Here is a 24,439-nt window from a genome sequence, read left to right as displayed (position 1 = left end):
GCGGCGGTGCTAGCATGACGCATCCCGCCGGCACCGGCATCTGATGCCGGCCGCACCTTTCTCCTGCCGTCATGCATGTCTCCAGGGGCCCGCGCCGCGGCACTGCGCCGTCGCCAGCGCGCCCGTCTTCTCCCTCCTTGTCCGTGGCTTCCGCCGCGCGGCGCCGGCAGCTCGGCGCGCTGGCCGGCCTGTCGGCGCTGGCCGTGCTGGGCCTGTACCGGCATCCCGCGCACGCCGCCGAGCCGGCCTGCCGCMTGCTGGTGGGCTATGGCGCCGGCGGCGGTGCGGACCACGTGGCGCGGCTGGTGGCGGACAGTCTCAGCCTGGACGGCTGCCTMACGGTGGTGGAGAACCGTCCCGGCGCAGCCGGGCAGATTGCATTGCAGGAGGCGGCTCGCGCGCCCGCGGACCGCCCCACGCTGCTGCTGGGCACCGTAGGCTCGGTCAGCATCKCTCCCTTGCTGGCGCCGCAGGCGCTCGCCCCGGGCCTGGTGCCGCTGGCCATCGTCGCCAGCACGCCGCACGTGCTGCTGACCGCGACCGCCGACATGCGCCTGCCCGAGCTGCTGGACGAGGCGCGCAGGCACCCCGGCCAGCTCGGCTATGCCTCGCTCGGCATCGGGTCGAGCGCGCACCTGGTCGGCGAGCTGCTATGCCGGCAGGCGGACGTGCAGATGACGCATATTCCCTACCCGGGTAGCGCCCGCGCCATGACCGACCTGCAGGGCGGGCATGTCAGCGTGCTGGTCAGTACGCTGCAGGCGGCGCTGCCGCTGGTGCGCCAGGGCAGGCTGCGCGCGCTGGCCGTGACCGGCAGCCGGCGCAGCGCACTGGCGCCGCAGGTGGCGACGTTCGGCGAGTCCGGTATTGCCGGCATGGACCAGCAAGCCTGGTACGGCGTGCTTGCGCCGGCGAGCTGGGCGGCACCGAGGCGCGCGGCGCTGGCCGCGCGCCTCGGCCGCGTGATGGCGGCGCCGGCCTTGCGCCAGCGCTTGCAGGCGGATGGTGCCGAGCCAGTGKCGTTGACGGGCGCGGCCGCGCAGGATTACCTGAGGCGCCAGCGCGAGGTGTGGCAGCAAGCCGTGGCGCTGGTCGGCGCGCGGCTTGGCTGAAGAGCGTCTGCGGGGATGTGCCGGCGGMCAGGACGGCCGCCGGTATTCAGTTCAGGGCGCGGGGCTCAGAACTTTTCGAAGGGGCCGAGGAAGCGCCACTGGCCAACCGGCAGGTCGCCCAGCACGATGCGGCCCATGCGCACGCGCTTGAGGCCGACCACCTGGAGGCCGACCTGTTCGCACATGCGGCGGATCTGGCGTTTCTTGCCCTCGCGGAGCACGAAGCGCAACTGCTCCTCGTTCTGCCAGCTCACCTTGGCCGGCTTGAGCGCTTCGCCATCGAGCGACAGGCCGTGGCGCAGCTTCTCGATCAGTTCGGCGGGGAAGACGTTCGAGATATTGCGCTCGACCAGGCCTTCGGGCGACTCCCACTGCACGCGCACCAGGTATTCCTTCTCCACGGTCGAGTCCTCGCCGATCAGGTGGCGCGCGACGCGGCCGTCCTGCGTCAGCACCAGCAGGCCGGTGGAATCGATRTCGAGRCGGCCRGCSGGSGCGAGGYTCTTGCGYTGCCACGGCKSGAAGCGCTTGTGGGTGGGATCCTGCTCCCACTGGTTTTCCGGCGCGAACAGCACCGCGGCCGGCTCATAGCCGTCCTCGGCCTGGCCCGACACATAGCCCACCGGCTTGTGCAGCAGCACGGTCACGCGCTCGCCTTGCTCCGAGCGCGCGGCCTGGTGGATTTCGATATTGGCGTCCGGGCTGACGCGCGAGCCGAGTTCGGTCACGGGCTGGCCGTCGACCAGTACCCAGCCGCGCGGAATCCATTCGTCGGCTTCGCGGCGCGAGCACAGGCCCAGTTCGGACATGCGCTTGGACAGGCGCACCAGGCCGTMGGCGCCGCCTTCGGCGCGCGGTGCCTGCGCCGCGGGCGCGGGACGCTCGGCACGCGCCGGGCGCTCGGAGCGCTCCGCACGTTCGGGCCGGCTGCCGCGGTTATCGCGCTGGCCACCATCGTACGGGCGGCGGGGGCGGTCCTGGCCTTCGCCGGGAGCGAAGCGGCGCGGACGGTCATCGCCTTCGCGCGGGCCGAAACGGCRCTGGCGATCGTCGCCTTCGCCACTGACGCGGCGGGGACGGTCCTGGCCTTCGCCGGGAGCGAAGCGGCGCGGACGGTCATCGCCTTCGCGCGGGCCGAAACGGCGCTGGCGATCGTCGCCTTCGCCACTGACGCGGCGGGGACGATCCTGGCCTTCGCCAGGAGCAAAACGACGCGGACGGTCCTGGCCTTCGCCGGGAGTGAAACGGCGCTGGCGATCATCGCCTTCGCCACCGAAGCGGCGRGGSCGRTCCTGGCCTTCGCCAGGAGCAAAACGACGCGGACGGTCCTGGCCTTCGCCGGGGGTGAAACGGCGCTGGCGGTCATCGCCTTCACCGCCGAAGCGGCGGGGACGATCCTGGCCTTCGCCAGGAGCAAACCGACGCGGACGGTCCTGGCCTTCGCCGGGGGTGAAGCGGCGCTGGCGRTCATCGCCTTCGCCRCCGAAGCGGCGGGGMCGRTCCTGGCCTTCGCCAGGAGCAAACCGACGCGGACGGTCCTGGCCTTCGCCGGGGGTGAAACGGCGCTGGCGGTCATCGCCTTCACCGCCGAAGCGGCGGGGACGATCCTGGCCTTCGCCAGGAGCAAACCGGCGCGGACGATCCTGGCCTTCGCCGGGAGCAGAACGACGCGGACGGTCCTGGCCTTCGCCGGGGGCGAAACGGCGCGGACGATCGTCGCCTTGGCCGCCGAAACGGCGCGGATGGTCCTGGCCGTCTCCCGTGCGCGGGCCGCGCGGCGGGCGTTGCGCGCCGTCTTCGGGTTTCTTGCGCGGGCGGTCGCTGCCGCCCGCGCGTTCCTGTGCCTGCTTGATGCCGTCGACCACGGCCCGCACGCGCTGGCGGTTCAGGTCGGACACCCGCACCGGCCGGGTAGCGGCGGGCTTGCGGGTATTGCCAGCGGGTGTGGCCTTGATGCCCAGCGTCTTGCGCTTGGGCGAAGTGTCATCGGTCATATCTTCAATGCGGGGCGTCCGGCCTAGATGGCCAGCGCCGCCAGCAGGTCCTGTTCAAGCTGTAACTGCAATTTGTTGTCCGAGGCGAGGCGGCTGCCGTMGACCAGGAAAACGTCTTCAACGCGCTCGCCGAGCGTGTTGATGCGGGCGGTATGCACCGAGATGCGGTGCTTGGCCAGTACGCGCGAGATGGCGTACAGCAGGCCGGTGCGGTCATTGGCCGAGAGCGACAGCAGKTAGTACTGGCCGCGCTCGTCGGGGCGCAGGTCCACGCGCGGCTTGATCGGAAAGCTGCGCGACTGGCGCGACAGCCTGCCTTGCGAGGGTTCCGGCAGCGGGGCATGCGCCTGCAGGCGCTCGGCCAGTTCGTGCTCGACCAGCGCGATGATGTCGCGGTAGTTGCCGCTGGCCGCGCCGCCGATGCCGGGATCGGTGACCTGGAAGGTGTCGAGCGCGTAGCCGTGCCGGGTGGTGTGGATCTTGGCTTCCTGGATGGAGAAGCTCTTGCGTTCGAAGTAGCCGCAGATGCGCGTGAACACGTCCGGCTGGTCCTTGACGTAGACCGCCACCTGCATGCCTTCGCCGGCGGGCGATACGCGCGCCTTGACCACCGGGCCGTCGCTGCTGACCTTGTTGTAGAGGTGGCGCGTGAGCCAGGCGATGTCGCGTGCGTCGTGGCGCAGGAAGAAGGCCACGTCGAGCTGGGCCCACAGCGGCTTGCCGAGTTCGGGGTCGAAGGCCTTCAGGCGCAACTGCGCGATGGTGTCTTCCTTGCGCTGCGACCACAGCGAGTGCGGGTCGACGCGGGCGCCGCCGAGCACGCGCAGCGTGATGCGGTAGAGGTCTTCGAGCAGCTTGCCCTTCCACGCATTCCATACCTTGGGGCTGGTGCCGCGGATGTCGGCCACCGTCAGCAGGTACAGCGCGGTCAGGTAGCGTTCGTTGCCGACCACGCGGGCGAAGGCATGGATCACGTCGGCATCGGTCAGGTCCTGCTTCTGCGCCACATGGCTCATGGTCAGGTGGTGCTCGACCAGCCAGGCGATCAGGTCGGTGTCCTCGCGGCCGATGCCGTGCTGCTTGCAGAAGCGGCGCGCATCGCTGGTGCCGAGCTTGGAGTGGTCGCCGCCGCGGCCCTTGGCGATGTCGTGGAACAGCGCCRCCACCCACAGCACCCAGGGGCGGTCGAAGGTGGCGATAAGCTGGCTGCAGAACGGGAATTCGTGCGTGTGCTCGACGATGGCGAAGCGGCGCATATTGCGCACCACCATCAGGATGTGCTGGTCCACGGTGTAGACGTGGAACAGGTCGTGCTGCATCTGGCCGACGATGCGGCGGAAATTGATCAGGTAGCGACCCAGCACGCTGGTCTGGTTCATCAGGCGCAGCGCGTGGGTGATGCCTTGCGGCTCCTGCACGATGGCCAGGAACAGGCGGCGGTTCTCGGGGTCGTTGCGCCAGCGCGCATCCATCACCGTGCKCGCGTTGTACAGGCCGCGCAGGGTGCGCGGCGACAGGCCCTTGACCCCTGGCGTGCGCTCGTACACCAGGAAGGTTTCCAGGATGGCGTGCGGCTCGCGCTCGTAGAGATCGTCGCTGGTGATTTCCAGCATGCCCTGGCGTTCGACGAAGCGCTCGTTGATGACGCGCGTCACCTTGGATTMGCTGGGGAACAGCATGGCCTCGATATTGAGCAGCAGCACGATATTGAGCTGGGTGACGGCCTTGGCCGCCCAGTAGTACCGCCGCATCAGCTGCTCGCTGGCGCGCTTGTTGTTGTTCTGGCGGTAGCCKAACGCTTCGGCCAGCGCGGTCTGCAGGTCGAACACCAGCACGTCCTGGCGGCGTCCGGCCACCAGGTGCAGGCGCGCCCGGATGGTCTTGAGCAGGCGCTCGTTGCGCTGCAGCTCCTGCGCTTCGCGCTCGCTCAGCAGGCCGCGCTCGAACAGTTCCTTCCAGCTGTCGCCCAGGCCCGCGGCCTTGGTCATCCACAGGATCACCTGCAGGTCGCGCAGGCCGCCGGGGCTCTCCTTGCTGTTGGGTTCGAGCGCGTAGGGGGTGTCCTGGTACTTGGCGTGCCGCTGGCGTATTTCCAGCAGCTTGGCCTGGAAGAAGGCGCGCGGGTCCAGGTCGGCCTGGTAGCGCGTCTGCAACTCGGTGAACAGCTTGCGGCTGCCGGTCAGCAGGCGCGCTTCGAGCAGGGAGGTCTGGATGGTGACGTCCTGGCGCGACTCGCGGATGCAGTCATCCGCCGTGCGCACGGCAGAGCCGATCTCCAGGCCCAGGTCCCAGCACAGCCCGATGAACTTTTCCAGGCGGCAGGTGGTGTCCGCGTCCGGCTCGGACGGCAGCAACAGCAGCACGTCCACATCCGAGTGCGGGAACAGTTCGCCGCGCCCGTAGCCGCCCACCGCCACCAGCGCGCACTGCGCCGGCAGGCCCAGGCCGCGCCATGCCTCGACCAGCGCGGTGTCCACCGCGCGCCGCAGGCGCGTGAGCAGGTGGCCGACGTGGCCGTGCGTGTTGAATTCGTCGAACACGGCCTGCTTGTCGGCCTTCAACTGATCGCGAACACGGGTGGCGAGGATGAGTTCCGGCGTGGCGTCCATGGGTTGGGCTTGGGACATCGAAGGGACGGCTGAAAAAAGAAGGGCGCCAACTTTGGCGCCCAGTTAGCGTCAGGCTGCGACAGAATCGGTGACGAAGGCGGGCGGCGCCGGCGTGCCCGCCGAGACGGTGAGCACGTCGTAGCCGGTCTCGGTCACCAGGATGGTGTGCTCCCACTGGGCCGACAGGCTGCGGTCGCGCGTCTTGACGGTCCAGTGGTCGGGCATGGTGCGGATGTCGCGCTTGCCGGCGTTGACCATCGGCTCGATGGTGAAGATCATGCCGGCCTGGATTTCCATGCCGGTGCCGGGGCGGCCGTAGTGCAGGATCTGCGGGTCTTCGTGGAAATTCTTGCCGATGCCGTGGCCGCAGTATTCGCGCACCACGGTGTAGCCGGCGCCTTCCGCGTGGACCTGGATCACATGGCCGATRTCGCCGAGGCGGGCACCCGGGCGCACCTGCATGATGCCCTTCCACATGCATTCGAAGGTGACCTGGGCCAGGCGCTTGGCCAGGATCGAGCCCTCGCCGGCGATGAACATGCGGCTGGTGTCGCCGTAGTAGCCTTCCTTGGTGATGACGGTGATGTCCAGGTTGACCGCGTCGCCGGACTTGAGCACGCGATCGCCCGGGATGCCGTGGCAGATMACGTCGTTGACCGAGGTGCAGATGGCGCCGGGGAAGGGCGGATAGCCGGGCGGCGCGTAGTTCAGCGGCGCGGGCACCGTGCCCTGGACGTCGCGCATGTAGGCATGGCACAGCCGGTCGAGTTCGCCGGTGGTCACGMCGGGCTTGACGAAGGGCGTGATGTAATCGAGGACTTCGGAGGCCAGCCGGCACGCTACCCGCATCTGGGCGATATCGTCGGCGTTCTTGATATGGATGCTCATGCTGCTCGCAAATGTGGCGGCGAAGCCACTGGCTGCGCMTCAATTCGGGTCTGAAAGGTGAGATTATCGCACCATCGCGCCCCCACCGCAGCCAAAATGGGCTGCGCGGGCCCCTGGCGGCGATTGTCCGCCCGCGCCGGCAGCAGGGTGCGGCGAGCATCGCTTGCCGGGCCCGGCGGCGCGCCTTCCTGTCATCGCAATGCCGGGCCCCTTGAGCGAAGTGGGTTTTTGTTGCTACAATCTTGGGCTGGCTTTCTTTCGAATGTCCCTGGCACGGCGCTTTCTGCGACCTGTGTCCTCGGCGCCGCTTCGTAAAGCCTGAAGTAGCTAGAAGTAGCCAGAAATTTGAAATCGCGAGTCCGTCCATCCGGGGTGTTCCTTTTGAGGAATGTCGGGGCGGATTTCAGACCTAACCCTTTTGGAGAATTACATGTCCGTTACCATGCGCGAAATGCTGGAAGCCGGTTGCCACTTTGGCCACCAGACCCGCTTCTGGAACCCCAAGATGGCTCCGTTCATCTTCGGTCATCGCAACAAGATTCACATCATCAACCTCGAAAAGACGTTGCCGATGTTCCAGGACGCGCTGAAGTACGTGCGTCAGCTGGCAGCAAACCGCGGCACCGTGCTGTTMGTGGGCACCAAGCGCCAATCGCGCGAAATCCTGGCTGARGAAGCAGGCCGTGCCGGCATGCCCTACGTCGACGCCCGCTGGCTCGGCGGCATGCTGACCAACTTCAAGACCGTCAAGATCTCGATCAAGCGCCTCAAGGACATGGAAGCCGCCAAGGAAGCCGGCGCGCTGGAAACCATGAGCAAGAAGGAAGCGCTGATGTTCGAGCGCGAAATGGACAAGCTGCAGAAGTCCATCGGCGGCATCAAGGACATGGGCGGCGTGCCTGACGCGATCTTCGTGGTGGACGTCGGCTACCACAAGATCGCCGTGACCGAAGCCAACAAGCTGGGCGTGCCCGTGATCGGCGTGGTCGATACCAACCACTCGCCCGAAGGCATCGACTACGTGATCCCCGGCAACGACGACTCGAGCAAGGCCGTGGCCCTGTACGTGCGCGGCGTGGCTGACGCGATCCTGGAAGGCCGCGCCAACGCGGTGCAGGACGTGGTGGAAGCCGCTCGCGGCGGCGACGATTTCGTCGAAGTCGAAGAAGCCTGAGGCTTGTTGCCGAAAGGATCCCCGCACGCGCACCCAAGCAGCTGACCATCGACGCTAGCCGACCGGCCCGGAGCCGGTGTTGCGCGCAGCCGGGGCTTTCCGGCAGACAAGGGGGCGGATGTTACGCCCCCTTTTTTTGAATTGTTGTCATCCGCCACGGGCATGATCTGTCGCGGGTGAAGTTGAGCATACCTCCGGCCCGGGCCCGCCAGACCCACGCGGGGCAGGCCGGTGCGAACCAACCAAGGAGTGACAAATGGCGGCAATTACCGCAAGCATGGTGGCAGAGCTGCGCGCGAAGACCGACGCGCCGATGATGGAATGCAAGAAGGCCCTGACCGAGGCCGACGGCGACCTGGAAAAGGCTGAAGAGCTGCTGCGCGTCAAGCTCGGCAACAAGGCCAGCAAGGCCGCTTCGCGCGTGACCGCCGAAGGCGTGGTCGTGTCCTTCATCGACGGCACCACCGGCGCACTGGTCGAACTGAACTGCGAAACCGACTTCGTGTCGAAGAACGATGACTTCCTCGCCTTCTCGGCCAAGGTCGCCGAGCTGGTCGCCAAGCAGAACCCGGCCGACGTGGCCGCCCTGTCGGCGCTGGAAATCGACGGCGTGACCGTGGAAGCCACCCGTACCGCGCTGATCGGCAAGATCGGCGAGAACCTGGCGATCCGCCGCTTCAAGCGCTACGCCGACGGCGGCAAGCTGGCAGCCTACCTGCACGGCACCCGCATCGGCGTGATGGTCGAGTTCGACGGCGACGAAGTGGCCGCCAAGGACGTGGCCATGCACGTGGCCGCGATGAAGCCGGTGTCGCTGTCGTCGGCCGACGTGCCGGCGGAGCTGATCGCCAAGGAGCGCAGCATCGCCGAGCAGAAGGCTGCCGAATCGGGCAAGCCGGCCGAGATCGTCGCCAAGATGGTGGACGGTTCGGTGCAGAAGTACMTGAAGGAAGTGTCGCTGMTGAACCAGACCTTCGTGAAGAACGACAAGCAGACCGTCGAGCAGATGCTCAAGGCTGCCAACACCGCGGTCAAGGGTTTCACCCTGTACGTGGTCGGCGAAGGCATCGAGAAGAAGCAGGACGATTTCGCCGCCGAAGTGGCCGCCCAGGTGGCAGCCGCCCAGAAGGCCTGAAGTCCTGGCGGCCAGTCCCGCGCCCGGTAGGGCGCAAACAGGCCGCCGTATAATGCCGAGGGGCACCGCGAGGTGCCCCTCGGCACAAATGGTGTCCGTGCCGCGCTTTGCCGCGCCGCGCGGCCGTCATAGCCCGTTTCCGCAGTCGTCTGCCTGCGCGCCCGCCGCGCCAGCCAGGCCACCCCGAAAACCGGCTTTCCTGGCGGCGGCGCCGTTTCGTGCCRCTGCTTTCAAGCTCGCAATCAAATACGCGGCTCAAAAGAACGAGCCGCTCCATCTCCGGGAATCAATATGCCTGCCTATAAGCGCGTCCTACTGAAATTGTCCGGCGAAGCCCTGATGGGCGACGATGCCTTCGGCATCAACCGTTCCACCATCGAGGGCATGGTCAACGACATTGCCGAGATCGTGAAGCTCGGCGTACAGGTCGCGGTGGTGATCGGCGGCGGCAACATCTTCCGCGGCGTGGCCGGCGGTGCCGCGGGCATGGACCGCGCCACGGCCGACTACATGGGCATGCTGGCCACGATGATGAACGCGCTGGCCCTGCAGGACGCCATGCGCCATGCCAATATCGAAGGCCGCGTGCAGTCCGCGCTGCGCATGGACCAGGTGGTCGAGCCCTATATCCGCCCGCGCGCCATCCGCCAGCTCGAAGAGGGCAAGGTGGTGATCTTCGCCGCCGGCACCGGCAACCCGTTCTTTACCACGGACACCGCCGCGGCCCTGCGCGGCGCGGAAATCGGTGCCGAGATCGTGCTCAAGGCGACCAAGGTGGACGGTGTCTATACCGCCGACCCCAAGAAGGACCCGAGCGCCACGCGCTACACCACGATTTCGTTCGACGAGGCCATCTCGCGCAACCTGCAGGTGATGGACGCCACCGCGTTCGCCCTGTGCCGCGACCAGAAGCTGCCGATCAAGGTTTTCTMGATCGTCAAGCCGKGCGCGCTCRGGCACGTCATCATGGGCGAGGACGAAGGCACGCTGGTGCACGTATAAGCGCATCGCCCGGCGCCGTGGGCCGGACGCCACCCGGCAGGGTGGCGCGGGTCGCGGCAAAGAGTAGAATGATTCATTTTCGACCCCGGTATCCGGGGTCATGGTTACCCGTTTCTCCCGGAGGTAAAAATGAGCGTCGCCGACACCAAGAAGAGCGTCGAGCAGAAGATGCAGAAGACCATTGATGCGTTCAAGGCCGATCTGGCCAAGATTCGCACTGGTCGCGCCCATACTGGTCTGCTCGATCACGTACAGGTCGATTACTACGGCTCGCCGGTGCCGATCAGCCAGGTGGCCAACGTCGGCCTGGCAGATTCCCGCACCATCAGCGTGCAGCCGTGGGAAAAGAAGATGGTAGGCGCKATCGAGAAAGCGATCCGCGATGCCGACCTCGGCCTGAATCCGTCCACCATGGGCGAGACCATCCGCGTGCCGATGCCCATGCTGACCGAAGAGCGCCGCAAGGAGCTGACCAAGGTCGTCAAGGGCGAGGCCGAAGGCGCCAAGGTCGCCGTGCGCAATCTGCGTCGCGATGCCAACGAGCAGTTCAAGAAGCTGGTCAAGGACAAGGCCATCTCCGAGGACGACGAGCGCCGCGGGCAGGACGAAGTCCAGAAGCTGACCGACAAGTTCGTCGCCGAGATCGAACGGATGGTCGCCGAGAAGGACAAGGAGATCATGACGGTGTGAGGCACGGGGTGGCGGCTTGCCAGCTGTCGCCCTGTCCGGTACCGTTTCTCATCATGCATCACATCAGTTCCACGCTCGGCGTCCCCGATTCCACCTATGTGCCCCGCCACGTTGCCATCATCATGGATGGCAACGGCCGCTGGGCGACCCAGCGGCACCTGCCGCGCGTTGCCGGCCACAGCCGTGGCCTGGATGCAGTCCGGGCGGTGGTCGAGGCGTGCGCGGCGCGGGGCGTGCAGTACCTGACCCTGTTCGCCTTCAGTTCGGAGAACTGGCGCCGTCCGGCCGACGAGGTCTCGTTCCTGATGCGGCTGTTCATGACCGCCCTGCGCCGCGAGGTGATCAAGATGCACGCCAACAATATCCGCGTGCGCGTGGTTGGCGACCTGGCCCGCTTCAGCCCGCGCATCCAGCAACTGATCACCGATGCCGAGGCGCGCACCGCCGGCAACTCCGGCCTKACCGTGACCATCGCCGCCAACTATGGCGGGCGCTGGGACCTGCTGCAGGCCATGCGCAAGATGCTGCAACGCTCTCCGATGCTCGATCCGGATTCGGTCGACGAATCCGTGCTGGCGCCGCACCTGGCCATGTCGTACGCGCCGGAGCCGGACCTGTTCATCCGCACTGGCGGCGAGCAGCGCATCAGCAATTTCCTGCTGTGGCAGCTGGCGTACTCGGAGCTCTATTTCACCGACGTTTTCTGGCCGGATTTCGACTCCGCGGAACTGGACAAGGCCTTTGCCTCGTACCGGCAGCGCGAACGCCGCTTCGGCCGCACCAGCGCGCAGGTAGTGGCGCCGTCCGGGCTTTCGGGCACCGCCTGAAGCTGTTTCCAGCTGTTTTCCATTACTCCGGGATCCTCCCAGCGCATGCTCCTTACCCGTGTCATCACCGCCGTATGCCTGTTGCTGCTGATCCTGCCGATCCTGTTCCTGGCGCCGCCGTCGGCGCTGGCCGGCCTGGTGGCGGTGATCGTGCTGCTGGCGGGCTGGGAGTTCGGGCGCCTGGTCGGGCTGCGCGGATTCTGGCCTTACGCCTATGCCGTGGCCTGCCTGCTGGCGCTGATTGCCTGGCATGAGGCGCCCGGGCGCGATGCGCTGACCCTGTTGCTGCAGATCGGCGTGGCCTGCTGGGGCGTGGCGCTGGTGCTGCTGGCGCGCGGCGTGCGCCGCGCCACCCCGGGCTTCACGGCGCTGGGCGTCGTGCTCGGACTGTTCATGCTGCCAGCCTTCGGCCAGGCCACCCTGGTCCTGCGCGAGCTGGGCATCGGCGTGCTGTTGTCGGTGGCGGTGCTGGTCTGGGCGGCCGATATCGGCGCCTATTTCGTCGGCAAGGCCATCGGGCGGCGCAAGCTTGCGCCCGCCATCAGCCCGGGCAAGTCCTGGGAGGGTGCGCTCGGCGGCTGGGTGCTGGCGCTGGCGATTTCGCTCGCGCTGGCCGCCACACACGCATTTTCGCCGACCTGGTACTCGCGCCTGGCCGACCACGGCGGCGTGGTGATCGTGGCGCTGCTGGCCACGCTGCTSGTGATCGCCAGCGTGGTGGGCGACCTGTTCGAGTCGCTGCTCAAGCGCCAGGTCGGCATGAAGGACAGCAGCCGGCTGCTGCCTGGCCATGGCGGCGTGCTCGATMGCATCGACGCGCTGCTGCCCGTTTTCCCGTTGGCCGCTTTGCTGGCCACCTATCTTTGAGTTGATCTGATATGCGTCGTATTACCGTCCTGGGTGCCACCGGCTCGATCGGGGACAGCACGCTTGATGTGATCAAGCGCCACCCCGAGCGCTACGTCGTGCACGCGCTGACGGCGCATCGGCAAGTGGACAAGATGGCAGCCCTGTGCCGCGAGTTCCGCCCGGCGCATGCCGTGATGGGCTCCGCCGAGGCCGCCGCCGGACTGCAGGCACTGCTGCGCGCCGATGGCGTCAAGACCGAGGTCGGCTACGGCGAGGCCGCGCTGGAAGCGGTTGCCACCGATGCGGCCGTGGACGCGGTAATGGCCGCCATTGTCGGCGCGGCAGGCCTGCGTCCCTCGCTGGCCGCGGCGCGCGCCGGCAAGCGCGTGCTGCTGGCCAACAAGGAAGCGCTGGTCATGTCCGGGCGCATCTTCATGGATGCCGTGCGCGAAAATGGCGCCACGCTGCTGCCCATCGACAGCGAGCACAACGCCATCTTCCAGTGCCTTCCGGCCGATGACCCGCGCTACCGCGCGGGCGTGGCCAAKGTGGTGCTGACGGCTTCGGGCGGCCCGTTCCGCACGCGCGACCCGGCCACGCTGCACGACATCTCGCCCGACGAGGCCTGCGCCCACCCGAACTGGGTGATGGGGCGCAAGATCTCGGTCGACTCCGCCACCATGATGAACAAGGGGCTCGAGGTCATCGAGGCGCACTGGCTGTTMGCCGCGCCGGCCGACCGCATCGAGGTGCTGATCCACCCGCAGAGCATCGTGCATTCGATGGTGTCGTACGCCGACGGCTCGGTGCTGGCCCAGCTTGGCAACCCCGACATGCGCACGCCGATCGCGTACGGCATGGCGTATCCCGAGCGCATTGATGCCGGCGTTTCGCCGCTGAACCTGGCCACTGCCGGCGCGCTTACCTTCGAAACCCCGGATCTCACGCGTTTCCCGTGCCTGGGCCTGGCGTTCGACGCGCTGCGCGCGGGCGGGCTGGCGCCGGCGACCCTGAATGCCGCGAACGAAGTCGCGGTCGAGGCATTCCTGCAGGGCAAGGTCCGCTTTACGGACATCGCGCGCATCGTGGCCGGCGTGCTCGAACGGACCGCGGGCGGCAGCGCCGACGCGCTGGAAGCCGTGCTGGGCGCGGACCAGGAGGCACGCCGCCGCGCGGCCGAGCTGCTGGAAAACCGGGGCGCATCCTGAGTTTGGCGGGGCTGTTGCCGGGATCGGCGACAATAGCGGCGAGCCGGCTGTTGCCGGCCGCTGCCGGCCGCCACCGGACAGCGGGATGCGGGGCCACGGGCCCGGCGTATCCTTTATGCCATCGGGGCGGCCAGCCCCTGACGACAAGCTGCCTGCCATGCAAACCGTAATCGCCTTTGTCGTTGCCCTGTGCATCTTGATCTATTTCCATGAAATGGGTCACTACCTTGCCGCGCGCCTGTGCGGCGTCAAGGTGCTGCGTTTCTCGATCGGCTTCGGCCGGCCGCTGCTGCGCTGGGTATCCAGGGGCCGCGACCGTACCGAGTGGACCATCGCCGCAATTCCGCTCGGCGGCTACGTCAAGATGCTCGACGAGCGCGAGCGCGATCCCGAGCGAGACCCCGCCATCGATCCCGCCGACTTGCCGCGCGCCTTCAACCGGCAGCCGGTAGGCAAGCGCTTTGCCATCGTGGCGGCCGGGCCGCTGGCCAACTTCGCGCTGGCGGTGGTGCTGTATTTCGTGCTGTTCGCGGGTGGCATGCGCGAGGCCGCGCCCGTCGTGGCCGCGCCGCCGGCCGGCACGGCGGCGGCCCAGGCAGGCCTGCGCGAGGGCGACCGCATCCTGTCGCTGCAGGCCAATKGCGAGACCGAGCGCGTGCGCTCCTGGAACGACCTGCGCATGGCGGTGTTCGCCCAGGGTTTTGGCGATGCCAGCGCGGTGCTGCGCGTGCGCGCGCCGGACGGCGCCGAGCGCGACGTCCGGCTGGCGCGCCTGCCCAATACCGGCGGCAATCCCGAGGAAGACCCGCTCGCCATCCTGGGCCTGGCGCTCAAGGGCGGCCCGGTCACGATCACCGAAGTCCTGCMGGATTCCGCCGCGCAGCGCGCCGGCTTGCGCAAGGACGACCGCGTGGTGGCATGGCAAGGCAAGCCGCTGACCCAGGCGGGCGAGCTGATCCGCGGGGTGCGGGCGCGACCCGGGGCCGAGGTCACGCTGGGTATCGAGCGGGGCGGCCAGCGCATCGACGTGCMGGTCAAGCTCGATGCCGTGCCGGCCCCGGACGGCGCCAGCGCCGGCGCCGCGGCCACCGGCAAGCTCGGCGCGGCGCTGAGCCAGGCGGTGGAAATGGAGACCGTGCGCTACCAGCCGGCCGAGGCAATGACCCGTTCGATCGGGCAGGTCTGGACCACCAGCGCGCTGTCGCTCAAGCTGCTCGGCAAGATGCTGGTGGGGCAGGCGTCGCTGCAGAACCTGAGCGGGCCGCTGACCGTGGCGGACTACGCCGGGCGTGCCGCCAACCTCGGCTGGCAGCCCTTTGTGGGCTTCCTGGCGCTGGTCAGCGTCAGCCTCGGTGTGTTGAATTTGTTACCTATTCCGGTATTGGATGGGGGGCATTTGCTGTATTATTGCGTKGAATTTTTGACTGGCAGGCCCGTACCAGAYCACTGGCAGGCKRTGCTGCAGAAGGTCGGCATCGCSTGCRTCTTGCTCCTGACYTCRCTCGCYTTGTTCAAYGACGTCAGCCGGCTGTTTCTTGCGCGCGGCTAGACGTAGGTTGCCGGCAGCGGCATGCGGGTGTCACCGACACCTCGCGCCGCACGCCGACAAGGCGCAGCCCCGTGAAGCATCGGAGCGCAATCCTGCATGGAATCAAAGAGGGGATCAAGATTGATCAGACATAAGCGCATCTCGCTGGGCTTGCTGGCGAGTGCCATCATCGCGGCCTGGACCCCAGTCAGTTGGGCCGCGGAGCCATTCGTAGTCAAGGATATCCGTGTCGAAGGCCTGCAGCGCGTGGAGCCCGGCACAGTATTCGGCTACCTGCCGGTCAAGGTCGGCGAGACCTTCAGCGACGACAAGGGCGCGGAAGCGATTCGCGCGCTCTACAATACCGGCTTCTTCAAGGATGTCCAGATCCGTTCCGAGGACGGCGTGCTGGTGGTCCAGGTCGAAGAGCGACCGGCCATCTCCCAGCTCGAGTTCGTCGGCATCAAGGAATTCGACAAGGACACCCTGCGCCGCTCCCTGCGCGCGGTCGGCGTGGCCGAAGCCCGCTATTACGACAAGGCGCTGATCGACAAGGCAGAGCAGGAGCTCAAGCGCCAGTACGTGGCGCGCGGCTACTACGCGGCCGACGTCCAGACCACGATCACCCCGGTTGACCGCAATCGCGTGTCGGTGGTGTTCAATGTGGACGAAGGCCCGGTGGCCAAGATCCGCCAGATCAATATCGTCGGCAACAAGGCATTCAAGGAAAGCACGCTGCGCGATGAAATGCAGCTGTCGACCCCGAACTGGCTGTCCTGGTACACCAAGAACGACCTCTATTCCAAGCAGAAGCTCACCGCCGACCTGGAAGCGCTGCGTTCGTACTACCTGAACCGCGGCTACCTCGAGTTCGCCATCGAGTCCACCCAGGTCTCGATCACGCCGGACAAGAAGGACATCTTCCTGACGCTGAACATCAAGGAAGGCGACCAGTACAAGGTGTCCGACGTGCGCCTGGCRGGCGAGCTGCTCGGCAAGCAGGCCGAGATGGAAAAGCTGCTCAAGCTGCAGAAGGGCGAGATCTTCTCGTCCGAGAAGCTGACCCAGAGCACCAAGGCCATCACCGACCTGCTGGGCACCTACGGCTACGCCTTCACCACCATCAACCCGCAACCGCAGATCGACAAGGAAAAGCGCGAAGTCGCGCTGACGCTGATGGTCGATCCGGGCCGCCGCGTATACGTGCGCCGCGTCAACGTGGTGGGCAACAGCAAGACCCGCGACGAAGTGGTGCGCMGCGAGATGCGCCAGATGGAAAGCTCGTGGTTCGACAGCGAGAAGCTGACGCAATCGCAGGCCCGTATCAACCGCACCGGCTATTTCACCGACACCAACATCACCACCGAGGACGTGGCCGGCGCGCCCGACCAGGTCGATGTGAACGTCAACGTGACCGAGAAGCCGACCGGCCAGATCAGCCTGGKCCTGGGCTTCTCCTCCACGGACAAGCTGGTGCTGCAGGCCGGCCTGCGCCAGGACAACGTGTTCGGCTCCGGTACCAGCCTGGGCCTGGACGTGAACACCGCCAAGTCCTTCCGCACGATCTCGCTGACGCAGTACGACCCGTACTTCACGGTGGACGGCATCAGCCGCTCGACCGACGTGTTCTACCGTACGTCCCGCCCGCTGTACTACACCGGCGACCAGGACTACAAGATCGTGTCGATGGGCGGTGGCTTCAAGTTMGGCGTGCCGTTCTCGGAAACCGACACSGTGTTCTTCGGCATCGGCTACGAGCGCTCGCAGGTGTACACCTCGGTCAATACGCCGAGCCAGTACACGGCATGGCTACAGAAGGTGGGCAAGAGCAGCGGCGACCCGATCAACAACTTCCCGTTCACGATCGGCTGGGCGCGCGACCGCCGCGACAGCGCGCTGGTGCCGACCAAGGGCCCCTACACCCAGGCCAACGTCGAAATCGGCGTGCCCGGCGGCGATACGCAGTACTATCGCGCCAGCGTCCAGCAGCAGTACTTCTACCCGCTGTCCAAGGCCTTCACGCTGGCCTTCAACGGCGAAGTGGCCTATGGCCACGGCTACGGCAACACGCCGTTCCYGGTGTTCAAGAACTTCTACGCCGGTGGTATCGGCTCGGTGCGCGGCTACCAGACCAGCACGCTGGGCAAGAAGGACCAGAACGGCAACCCGGTGGGCGGCGCGTCCAAGATGATCGGCAACGTGGAATTCATCTTCCCGCTGCCGGGCTCGGGCGTGGACCGCACGCTGCGCCTGTTTACCTTCTTCGACTTCGGTAACGTGTACGAGGAAGGCGCGCCGCTGCTGTTCAGCCAGCTGAAGTATTCGACTGGCGTGGGCATGTCCTGGCTGTCGCCGATCGGTCCGCTCAAGGTCAGCGTGGGCTTCCCGCTGAAGAAGGCCGAGGACGACAAGGTCCAGCGCTTCCAGTTCCAGATCGGTACTGCGTTCTGATAGCGGAAAGACAGGAAAGAGACAGGAAAGAGGATTGAGGATCCGATTCATGAAAACAACGTTCCCACTGATCAAGAGCCTGGCCGCCGTGGCGCTGACGGCCGGCGCGCTGCTGGCCGCCGTTCCGGCCATGGCGCAGGAAGCCCGCATCGCGGCMGTCAATTCCGAACGCATCCTGCGCGACTCGGTGCCCGCCAAGCAGGCCCAGGTCAAGCTGGAGCAGGAATTCTCCAAGCGCGACCGCGAACTGCAGGACATGGCCCAGAAGATCAAGGGCATSGCSGACAAGCTCGACAAGGACACSGCYGTGCTGGCCGACGCCGACCGMCAGCGCCGCCAGCGCGAAGTGGCCGACCTCGACCGCGAGTTCCAGCGCAAGCAGCGCGAGTTCCGCGAGGACCTGAACCAGCGCCGCAATGAAGAACTGGCGCAGGTGCTCGAGCGCGCCAACCGCGTGATCCGCCAGCTCGCCGAGCAGCGCAAGTACGACCTGATCGTGCAGGAAGCCGTGTACGTCAATCCGCGCATCGACATTACCGACGATGTGATGAAGGCGCTGAACGCCGGCAGCAAGTAAGCCGGCTGACMGCTTCGTCATCCAAGTCGCTCCCGTCGTTCAAGGAAGTACTGCCATGCAAACACCCACACTGGGTCAGCTCGCCACCGAGACCGGCGCGCAGGTTGTGGGTGATCCCGACCTCGCCGTGCGCGGCCTCGCGCCGCTCGACCAGGCCGGTCCCGACCAGCTMTCGTTTCTCTCCAATCCCCTGTATCTGCCGCAGGCGCTGGCGTCGCACGCCGGCGCCGTGATCGTCTCGGCAGCCGATCTCGAGCGCATCCGCGCCGAAGGGCAGGCCRACGGCCGCAACTGGCTGGTGGCGCGCAATCCCTACGTGTGCTTTGCCCGCATCGCGCAGGGCTTCGAGCGCCGCGCCAACACGGACCACCGCACCGGCATCGATCCGCGCGCCAGCGTGGCGCCCGACGCCGTGGTGCCGCCGTCGTGCTTCATCGGTCCCAATGTGGTGATCGAGAGCGGCGCGCGCCTGGGCGAGCGGGTGCGCATCCTTGCCAACGGTTTTGTCGGCTCGGGCGCGGAGATTGGCGACGACACGCTGATCTATGCCAATGTCTCGGTCTATCACCATTGCGTGGTCGGAATGAGATGCATACTGCACAGCGGYGTGGTGCTGGGCGCCGACGGCTTTGGCTTCGCGCCCGATATCGGGCCGGCGGGGGTGGAGTACGTCAAGATTCCCCAGACCGGCCGTGCCGTGCTGGGCAACGACGTAGAGGTCGGCGCCAATACCGCGATCGACCGCGGCGCCATGGCCGACACCGTCATCGAGGACGGCTGCAAGCTCGACAACCAGGTGCAGATCGCCCATAACGTAAGGGTGGGCGCGCATACTGTGATCGCGGGCTGCGCGGCCATCGCCGGCAGCACCAAGGTGGGCCGTTTCTGCGTGATCGGCGGGTCGGCCAATTTTGCCGGCCACCTGAACATTGCCGATCGCACCACGGTATCGGGCGGCACTTCGATCACCAAATCCATAACCAAGCCAGGCGGCCATTTCACCAGCGTGTTTCCTTTCCTGCCGCACGGCGACTGGGAGCGCAACGCAGCCATCGTGCGGGGGCTCACCAAGCTGCGCGAGCGCGTGGTGCAGCTCGAGAAACGCCTGCGTGGCCAGGCCGGCAATCCTACACAGCAAAACGAAGAGAAATCATCATGACCGCAGCCGATATTGATATCCAGAAGATCCTCAAGCTGCTGCCGCACCGCTACCCGATCCTGCTGGTGGACCGCGTGCTCGAGCTCGAGCCGCAGAAGCGCATCAAGACGCTGAAGAACGTCTCGATCAACGAACCCTACTTCCAGGGCCATTTTCCCGGCCATCCCGTGATGCCGGGCGTGATGATCCTGGAAGCGCTGGCGCAGTCGGCCGGCCTGCTGACCTTCGGCGCCGAGATGGAGCGCAAGGAAGGCTCGCTGTACTACTTCGTCGGCATCGACGGCGCGCGCTTCAAGCAGGTGGTCACGCCGGGCGACCAGCTGCACATGACCGTTTCGGTCGAGCGCTATATCCGCGGCATCTGGAAGTTCAAGGCGTTCGCCACGGTGGACGACAAGGTGGCTTGCGAAGYTGAGCTGATGTGTACCGTCAAGCAGGCCGAATGACGCCGGGCCGCTGAAGCGGCCTGCGCCACGCTCGCGCCGGCATTGCCCGGCGGACGTGCGCACCGCTCGCGGCCGGGGCATCGCAGCATCGGCACTTTGTATTGACCGTACCTTCTCTTCTCCTCAGACCATAGGACAGGACGCATGACGCAAATCCATCCCAGCGCACTGGTCGACCCCAAGGCCGAACTCGCCGCCGACGTGACCGTCGGGCCGTTCTCGATCATTGGTCCCGACGTGCGTCTCGGCAGCGGCACCCAGGTGGGCGCGCATACCACCGTCGAAGGCCATACCACCGTGGGCGCGGACAACCGCATCGGGCCCTACGCTTCGGTCGGCGGCATGCCGCAGGACATGAAGTACCGCAACGAGCCGACGCGCCTGGTGATTGGCGACCGCAACACCATCCGCGAATTCACCACCATCCATACCGGCACGGTGCAGGACCAGGGCGTGACCAGCATCGGCGACGACAACTGGATCATGGCCTATGTGCATATCGCGCATGACTGCCAGGTGGGCAACCATACGGTGTTCTCCAGCAACGCGCAGATCGCCGGCCACGTGCAGGTGGGCGACTGGGCCATCCTCGGCGGCATGAGCGGGGTGCACCAGTTCGTGCGCATCGGTGCCCATGCCATGCTGGGCGGCGCCTCGGCGCTGGTGCAGGACCTGCCGCCGTTCGTGATCGCCGCCGGCGACAAGGGCGGCAACAAGGCCACGCCCCACGGCATCAACGTCGAAGGCATGCGCCGTCGTGGCTTCGATGCCGCGCAGATCGCGGCGCTGCGCCAGGCCTACAAGGTGCTCTACAAGTCCGACCTGAGCTTCGAGGCCGCGCGCATCGAGATCGCGCAACTGATCGCCCAGGCCGACGGCAGCGCGAGCGTGCCGTTGCAGGGCTTCCTGGACTTCATTGCCGCCACTCAGCGCGGCATTGTGCGCTGAACCCGGTCAACGCCATGGTCGACGGTGTCCTACCGGCCACGGATGCTGCCCCGGACGTAGCGGGCACGGCGCACGAGAACAAGCGCGGCACGGTTGCCATGGTCGCCGGCGAGAATTCCGGTGACCTGCTTGCCTCGCTGCTGATGGGCGGGCTCAAGGCGCGCCTCKGCGAGACCGTGCGCTACGCCGGCATCGGCGGCTCGCGCATGATGGCCCAGGGGTTCGAATCGCAATGGCCGATGGAAACGCTGTCGGTCAATGGCTATGTGGAGGTGCTGGGCTCGCTGCGCGAGATCCTGGCCACGCGCCGCGCGATCCGCGACTCGCTGCTGGCGCGGCCGCCGCTGTGCTTTATCGGCGTGGATGCGCCGGATTTCAATTTCGGGCTGGAAGTGCCGCTGCGCCGTGCCGGCATCCCGGTGGTGCACTTTGTCAGCCCGTCGATCTGGGCCTGGCGCGGCGGGCGCATCCGCACCATCGCGCGCGCCGTGGACCATATCCTGTGCCTGTTCCCGTTCGAGCCTGAGATCTATGCCAGGGCCGGCATTCCCGCCACCTACGTGGGACATCCGCTGGCCGACGTGATCCCGATGGTGCCCGATACCGAAGGCGCGCGCGMGCGGCTGGGCCTGCCCGCCGCAAGCCGCGTGGTGGCGGTGCTGCCGGGCAGCCGGCAGTCCGAGGTGCGCAACCTCGGGCCGACGTTCTTYGGCGCCATGGCRCGCATGCAYSACATGGACGGCAACCTGGCMTTCGTKCTGCCGGCCGCCAGCGCGTCGCTGCGCGAGATCGTCGAAGAGCTGCACCGGCAATTCCCGCAGATCCCGCTCACCATCGTCGATGGCCAGTCGCATCTCGCCATGGAAGCCGCCGACGTGATCCTGCTGGCGAGCGGCACCGCCACGCTGGAAGCGGCGCTGTACAAGAAGCCGATGGTGATCTCGTACAAGGTGCCCTGGCTGACAGCGCAGATCATGAAGCGCCAGGGCTACCTGCCGTACGTGGGGCTGCCCAATATCCTGTCGGGCCGTTTTGTCGTGCCCGAGCTGCTGCAGGACGACGCCACGCCCGAGGCGCTGGCGCGCGAGACCCTGCTGCAGCTCAACGACGAAGGCAATACCGCGTTCCTGCGCGAACATTTCACCCAGATGCACCAGACCCTCAAGCGCAATACCGCCGAGATCGCCTCGGCCGTGGTGGCGGACCTGATCCGCCAACGGAGGGGCGTGTAATGGCGCGCCGACAGTCCGCCCGGGCCATGCAGGCCGATGCCGCCCAGCTTGGTTTCGACCTGACCCCGGCCGCCGCGCAGGCCCGCCGCCTGTGCGGCGTCGACGAGGCGGGCAGGGGGCCGCTGGCCGGGCCGGTCTATGCCGCCGCGGTCATCCTCGATCCCGCCCGGCCCATCGACGGCCTGGCCGACTCCAAGGTGCTGACGGCGCGCCGCCGCGAGGAACTGTTCGAGCAGATCCGCGAACGCGCGCTGGGCTGGCATATCGCCTTTGCGTCGGTGGAGGAAATCGACACCATCAACATCCTGCACGCCACCATGCTGGCCATGCAGCGCGCGGTGCATGGCCTGGCCGACGGCGGCCTCGAGCCGGACCTGGTGCAGGTGGACGGCAACCGCTGCCCGCAGGTGCGCTTCGCGGTGGAGGCCATMGTCAAGGGCGATGCCAAGGTGCAGGCGATCTCKGCGGCGTCGATMCTCGCCAAGGTCGCGMGCGACCGCGAGCTGCTCACGCTGCATGCGTCGTATCCGCAGTACGGCTTCGATGCCCATGCGGGCTACGGCACGCCGCAGCACCTGGCCGCGCTGGCGGAGTTCGGCGCCACGCCGCACCACCGGCGCTCATTCGCGCCCGTGCGCGAGGCAATCGCGCGGGGACCCATCGCGCCGGCACCCGCGTCGGCGTGGGACGCATCGGCGGAGCAGGCATCGTGAAACACGTCACTTCGCGCGAGAACGCGCTGTTCAAGCATCTCAAGGCGCTGACCACCTCGACGCATGCGCGCCGCAAGGCGGGGCAGTCGGTGCTGGATGGCGTGCACCTGGCGCAGGCCTACCTGGCCGCGCTGGGCCAGCCGGTGCAGTGCGTGGTGTCGGAGCGGCACTACGACCATGCGGAGGTCGCACCGCTGCTGGCGCAGGTCGCGCCCGAGCGCGTGGTGCTGCTGGCCGATGCGTTGTTCGAGCAGATTGCCGGCGTGGTCAACGGTATCGACCTGATGCTGGTGATCGATACGCCGTCCGGCCACCTGCCGTCGCGCATCKACACCGACTGCGTCATCCTCGACGGTGTGCAGGACGCCGGCAATGTCGGCTCCATCCTGCGCAGCGCGGCCGCGGCCGGCATCGGCCATGCCTTCCTGGTGACCGGCAGCGCCTTCGCCTGGTCAGCCAAGACCCTGCGTGCGGCCATGGGCGCGAATTTTCACCTGAATATCGTCGAGCATTGCACGCTCGAGATGCTGGCGCCGCGCCTGGCCGTGCCGCTGCTGGCCACCTCGTCGCACGCTCAGGCCGCGGTGTACKACACCGACCTGCGTGCGCCGGTCGGCTGGGTGGTGGGCAACGAGGGCAGCGGCGTGAGCCGGGAATGGATGGCCAGGGTCGACCGTACCGTGGGCATCCCGCAGCCGGGCGGGCTGGAGTCGCTCAACGTGGCGGCAGCCACGGCGATCTGCCTGTTCGAGGCCGTGCGCCAGCGGCGGCCGGGCGGCTGAGCCTGTTCCTGCCGCCGGCCCCGCCGCCGGCGCTCCCGATCAGTAGTTGCTGTCGCGCTCCACCTTGATCTCCTGCAGGATCGTGGTGGCGATCTCTTCGATCGACTTGTGGGTGGACGACAGCCACTTGATGCCTTCGCGGCGCATCATCGCCTCGGCCTCGTTGACCTCGTAGCGGCAGTTTTCCAGCGCGGCGTACTTGCTGCCCGGGCGCCGCTCGTTGCGGATCTCGGCCAGCCKCTGCGGGTTGATCGACAGCCCGAAGATCTTCGGCTTGAACGCGTACAGCGCCGTCGGCAGCTTGCCGCGCTCGAAATCGTCGGGGATCAGCGGGTAGTTGGCGGCCTTCAGGCCGTACTGCATCGCCAGGTAGAGGCTGGTCGGGGTCTTGCCGCTGCGCGACACGCCCACCAGGATCACATCGGCCTCGGCCAGGTTCTTGTGCGACTGGCCATCATCGTGCGCGAGCGAGAAATTGATCGCCTCGATGCGGTTCTGGTAGGCCTCGGTGTCCGCGTTCTGGTGGAAGCGGCCGATCGCGTGCGTGGACTTGAGCCCCAGTTCTTTTTCCAGCGGCTCGATGAAGGTCTGGAACATGTCCAGGATCATGGCCTTGGCGCGGCGGATCGCCTTGTTCGACTCCTGGTTGACCAGGGTGGTGAAGACGATGGGCGGCGCGCCTTCGGCGTAGAAGGCCTCGTTGATCTTGCCTACCGCGATATGTGCCTTCTCCGGGGTGTCCACGAACGGCATGCGCACCTTGCGAAAGCGCATCTCGAACTGGGCCAGGATGGAGTGGCTGAAGGTTTCCKCGGTGATGCCGGTGCCATCGGAGACGATAAAAACCGTACGGATGGCAGGGCGCTCCTCTTTGCGCGGTTCCTGGGATTGCTGCGGCTCAAGGGGCGCGGCGGGAGCGGCGGGCTGGGACATGTCTGTACAATTATTTTTTGAAACCGTGCTCCGCGAAAGTGCGGAGCGGCACGGTAGAATAGCGGCGATCTTTTCGCTAAGCAATTCCGCCAGCGCTGTCGGGGCAACGATCCGGCCACGGATTGTCGACAATGTGCGCTGCAGCAATCACGGTCGAACTCCGGTCCCCACCGAGGGTGGGA

21 protein-coding genes are annotated in these 24,439 nt (G+C 67.1%); 17 read left to right on the top strand and 4 right to left on the bottom strand.

Annotated elements, in window-relative coordinates:
• Window positions 1-143 precede the first annotated feature (143 nt).
• On the top strand, window positions 144-1,112 hold the full coding sequence (locus AC1DKV_RS02765) for a Bug family tripartite tricarboxylate transporter substrate binding protein (protein WP_477137458.1): 969 nt from the start codon (window positions 144-146) through the stop codon (window positions 1,110-1,112).
• A 65-nt stretch (window positions 1,113-1,177) separates the two neighbouring features.
• Here AC1DKV_RS02765 and AC1DKV_RS02760 read toward each other — a convergent pair whose 3' ends face one another.
• The 3 genes from AC1DKV_RS02760 to map form a co-directional block, all read right to left on the bottom strand.
• Window positions 1,178-3,106 carry a pseudouridine synthase gene (locus AC1DKV_RS02760; RefSeq protein ID WP_477137421.1) on the bottom strand — a complete coding sequence of 643 codons (1,929 nt, stop codon included), beginning with the start codon at window positions 3,104-3,106 and terminating at the stop codon, window positions 1,178-1,180.
• Window positions 3,107-3,129: 23 nt separating this feature from the next.
• A complete protein-coding gene (locus tag AC1DKV_RS02755; RefSeq protein WP_477137457.1) occupies window positions 3,130-5,715 on the bottom strand; it encodes a [protein-PII] uridylyltransferase in 2,586 nt (861 codons plus the stop codon).
• A 69-nt stretch (window positions 5,716-5,784) separates the two neighbouring features.
• Entirely contained in the window at window positions 5,785-6,603 is an 819-nt protein-coding gene (gene map, locus AC1DKV_RS02750) for a type I methionyl aminopeptidase (protein WP_477137420.1), read from the bottom strand.
• A 430-nt stretch (window positions 6,604-7,033) separates the two neighbouring features.
• On the opposite strand from map, the gene rpsB reads away from it, so the two are divergent.
• The 16 genes from rpsB (at window position 7,034) to AC1DKV_RS02670 (ending at window position 23,324) form a co-directional block, all read left to right on the top strand.
• Entirely contained in the window at window positions 7,034-7,777 is a 744-nt protein-coding gene (rpsB, locus tag AC1DKV_RS02745) for a 30S ribosomal protein S2 (RefSeq protein WP_477137419.1), read from the top strand.
• Window positions 7,778-8,033: 256 nt separating this feature from the next.
• The gene (gene tsf / locus AC1DKV_RS02740) at window positions 8,034-8,912 is read left to right on the top strand and encodes a translation elongation factor Ts (protein ID WP_477137418.1); all 879 of its coding nucleotides are present in this window, start codon (window positions 8,034-8,036) and stop codon (window positions 8,910-8,912) included.
• A gap of 291 nt (window positions 8,913-9,203) precedes the next feature.
• Entirely contained in the window at window positions 9,204-9,914 is a 711-nt protein-coding gene (gene pyrH, locus AC1DKV_RS02735; RefSeq protein WP_477137417.1) for a UMP kinase, read from the top strand.
• A 129-nt stretch (window positions 9,915-10,043) separates the two neighbouring features.
• On the top strand, window positions 10,044-10,604 hold the full coding sequence (gene frr, locus AC1DKV_RS02730) for a ribosome recycling factor (protein ID WP_441613476.1): 561 nt from the start codon (window positions 10,044-10,046) through the stop codon (window positions 10,602-10,604).
• Window positions 10,605-10,657: 53 nt separating this feature from the next.
• Window positions 10,658-11,431: an isoprenyl transferase gene (locus tag AC1DKV_RS02725; protein ID WP_441613477.1), complete on the top strand. Its 774-nt coding sequence runs from the start codon at window positions 10,658-10,660 to the stop codon at window positions 11,429-11,431.
• 45 nt (window positions 11,432-11,476) lie between these two features.
• Entirely contained in the window at window positions 11,477-12,298 is an 822-nt protein-coding gene (locus AC1DKV_RS02720) for a phosphatidate cytidylyltransferase (RefSeq protein WP_477137416.1), read from the top strand.
• Window positions 12,299-12,309: 11 nt separating this feature from the next.
• Window positions 12,310-13,488 carry a 1-deoxy-D-xylulose-5-phosphate reductoisomerase gene (gene ispC, locus AC1DKV_RS02715; protein WP_477137415.1) on the top strand — a complete coding sequence of 393 codons (1,179 nt, stop codon included), beginning with the start codon at window positions 12,310-12,312 and terminating at the stop codon, window positions 13,486-13,488.
• Window positions 13,489-13,645: 157 nt separating this feature from the next.
• The gene (rseP, locus tag AC1DKV_RS02710) at window positions 13,646-15,037 is read left to right on the top strand and encodes an RIP metalloprotease RseP (protein WP_477137414.1); all 1,392 of its coding nucleotides are present in this window, start codon (window positions 13,646-13,648) and stop codon (window positions 15,035-15,037) included.
• 96 nt (window positions 15,038-15,133) lie between these two features.
• Window positions 15,134-17,467: an outer membrane protein assembly factor BamA gene (gene bamA, locus AC1DKV_RS02705; protein ID WP_477137413.1), complete on the top strand. Its 2,334-nt coding sequence runs from the start codon at window positions 15,134-15,136 to the stop codon at window positions 17,465-17,467.
• Window positions 17,468-17,516: 49 nt separating this feature from the next.
• On the top strand, window positions 17,517-18,044 hold the full coding sequence (locus AC1DKV_RS02700; protein ID WP_477137412.1) for an OmpH/Skp family outer membrane protein: 528 nt from the start codon (window positions 17,517-17,519) through the stop codon (window positions 18,042-18,044).
• A gap of 55 nt (window positions 18,045-18,099) precedes the next feature.
• Window positions 18,100-19,203 carry a UDP-3-O-(3-hydroxymyristoyl)glucosamine N-acyltransferase gene (gene lpxD, locus AC1DKV_RS02695; RefSeq protein WP_477137411.1) on the top strand — a complete coding sequence of 368 codons (1,104 nt, stop codon included), beginning with the start codon at window positions 18,100-18,102 and terminating at the stop codon, window positions 19,201-19,203.
• Window positions 19,200-19,649 carry a 3-hydroxyacyl-ACP dehydratase FabZ gene (gene fabZ / locus AC1DKV_RS02690; RefSeq protein WP_477137410.1) on the top strand — a complete coding sequence of 150 codons (450 nt, stop codon included), beginning with the start codon at window positions 19,200-19,202 and terminating at the stop codon, window positions 19,647-19,649. The genes lpxD and fabZ overlap by 4 nt, the downstream gene beginning before the upstream one ends.
• Window positions 19,650-19,793: 144 nt before the next feature.
• Window positions 19,794-20,597 carry an acyl-ACP--UDP-N-acetylglucosamine O-acyltransferase gene (lpxA, locus tag AC1DKV_RS02685; RefSeq protein WP_441613485.1) on the top strand — a complete coding sequence of 268 codons (804 nt, stop codon included), beginning with the start codon at window positions 19,794-19,796 and terminating at the stop codon, window positions 20,595-20,597.
• A 14-nt stretch (window positions 20,598-20,611) separates the two neighbouring features.
• The gene (gene lpxB, locus AC1DKV_RS02680; RefSeq protein WP_477137409.1) at window positions 20,612-21,829 is read left to right on the top strand and encodes a lipid-A-disaccharide synthase; all 1,218 of its coding nucleotides are present in this window, start codon (window positions 20,612-20,614) and stop codon (window positions 21,827-21,829) included.
• Window positions 21,829-22,542, top strand: coding sequence for a ribonuclease HII (rnhB, locus tag AC1DKV_RS02675; protein ID WP_477137408.1), 714 nt, complete (start codon window positions 21,829-21,831; stop codon window positions 22,540-22,542). Before lpxB ends, rnhB begins: the two co-directional genes overlap by 1 nt.
• Complete coding sequence (locus AC1DKV_RS02670) at window positions 22,539-23,324, top strand: TrmH family RNA methyltransferase (RefSeq protein ID WP_477137407.1); 786 nt, start codon at window positions 22,539-22,541, stop codon at window positions 23,322-23,324. Before rnhB ends, AC1DKV_RS02670 begins: the two co-directional genes overlap by 4 nt.
• Window positions 23,325-23,363: 39 nt before the next feature.
• On the opposite strand, the gene ppsR is transcribed toward AC1DKV_RS02670, so the two are convergent.
• A complete protein-coding gene (ppsR, locus tag AC1DKV_RS02665; protein WP_477137406.1) occupies window positions 23,364-24,257 on the bottom strand; it encodes a posphoenolpyruvate synthetase regulatory kinase/phosphorylase PpsR in 894 nt (297 codons plus the stop codon).
• Window positions 24,258-24,439 lie beyond the last annotated feature (182 nt).

The sequence above is a fragment of the Cupriavidus sp. 05T41 genome (assembly GCF_056396525.1).
Note: the sequence above shows the minus strand (reverse complement) of the source record. Positions and strands in the feature narration are given on the sequence as shown.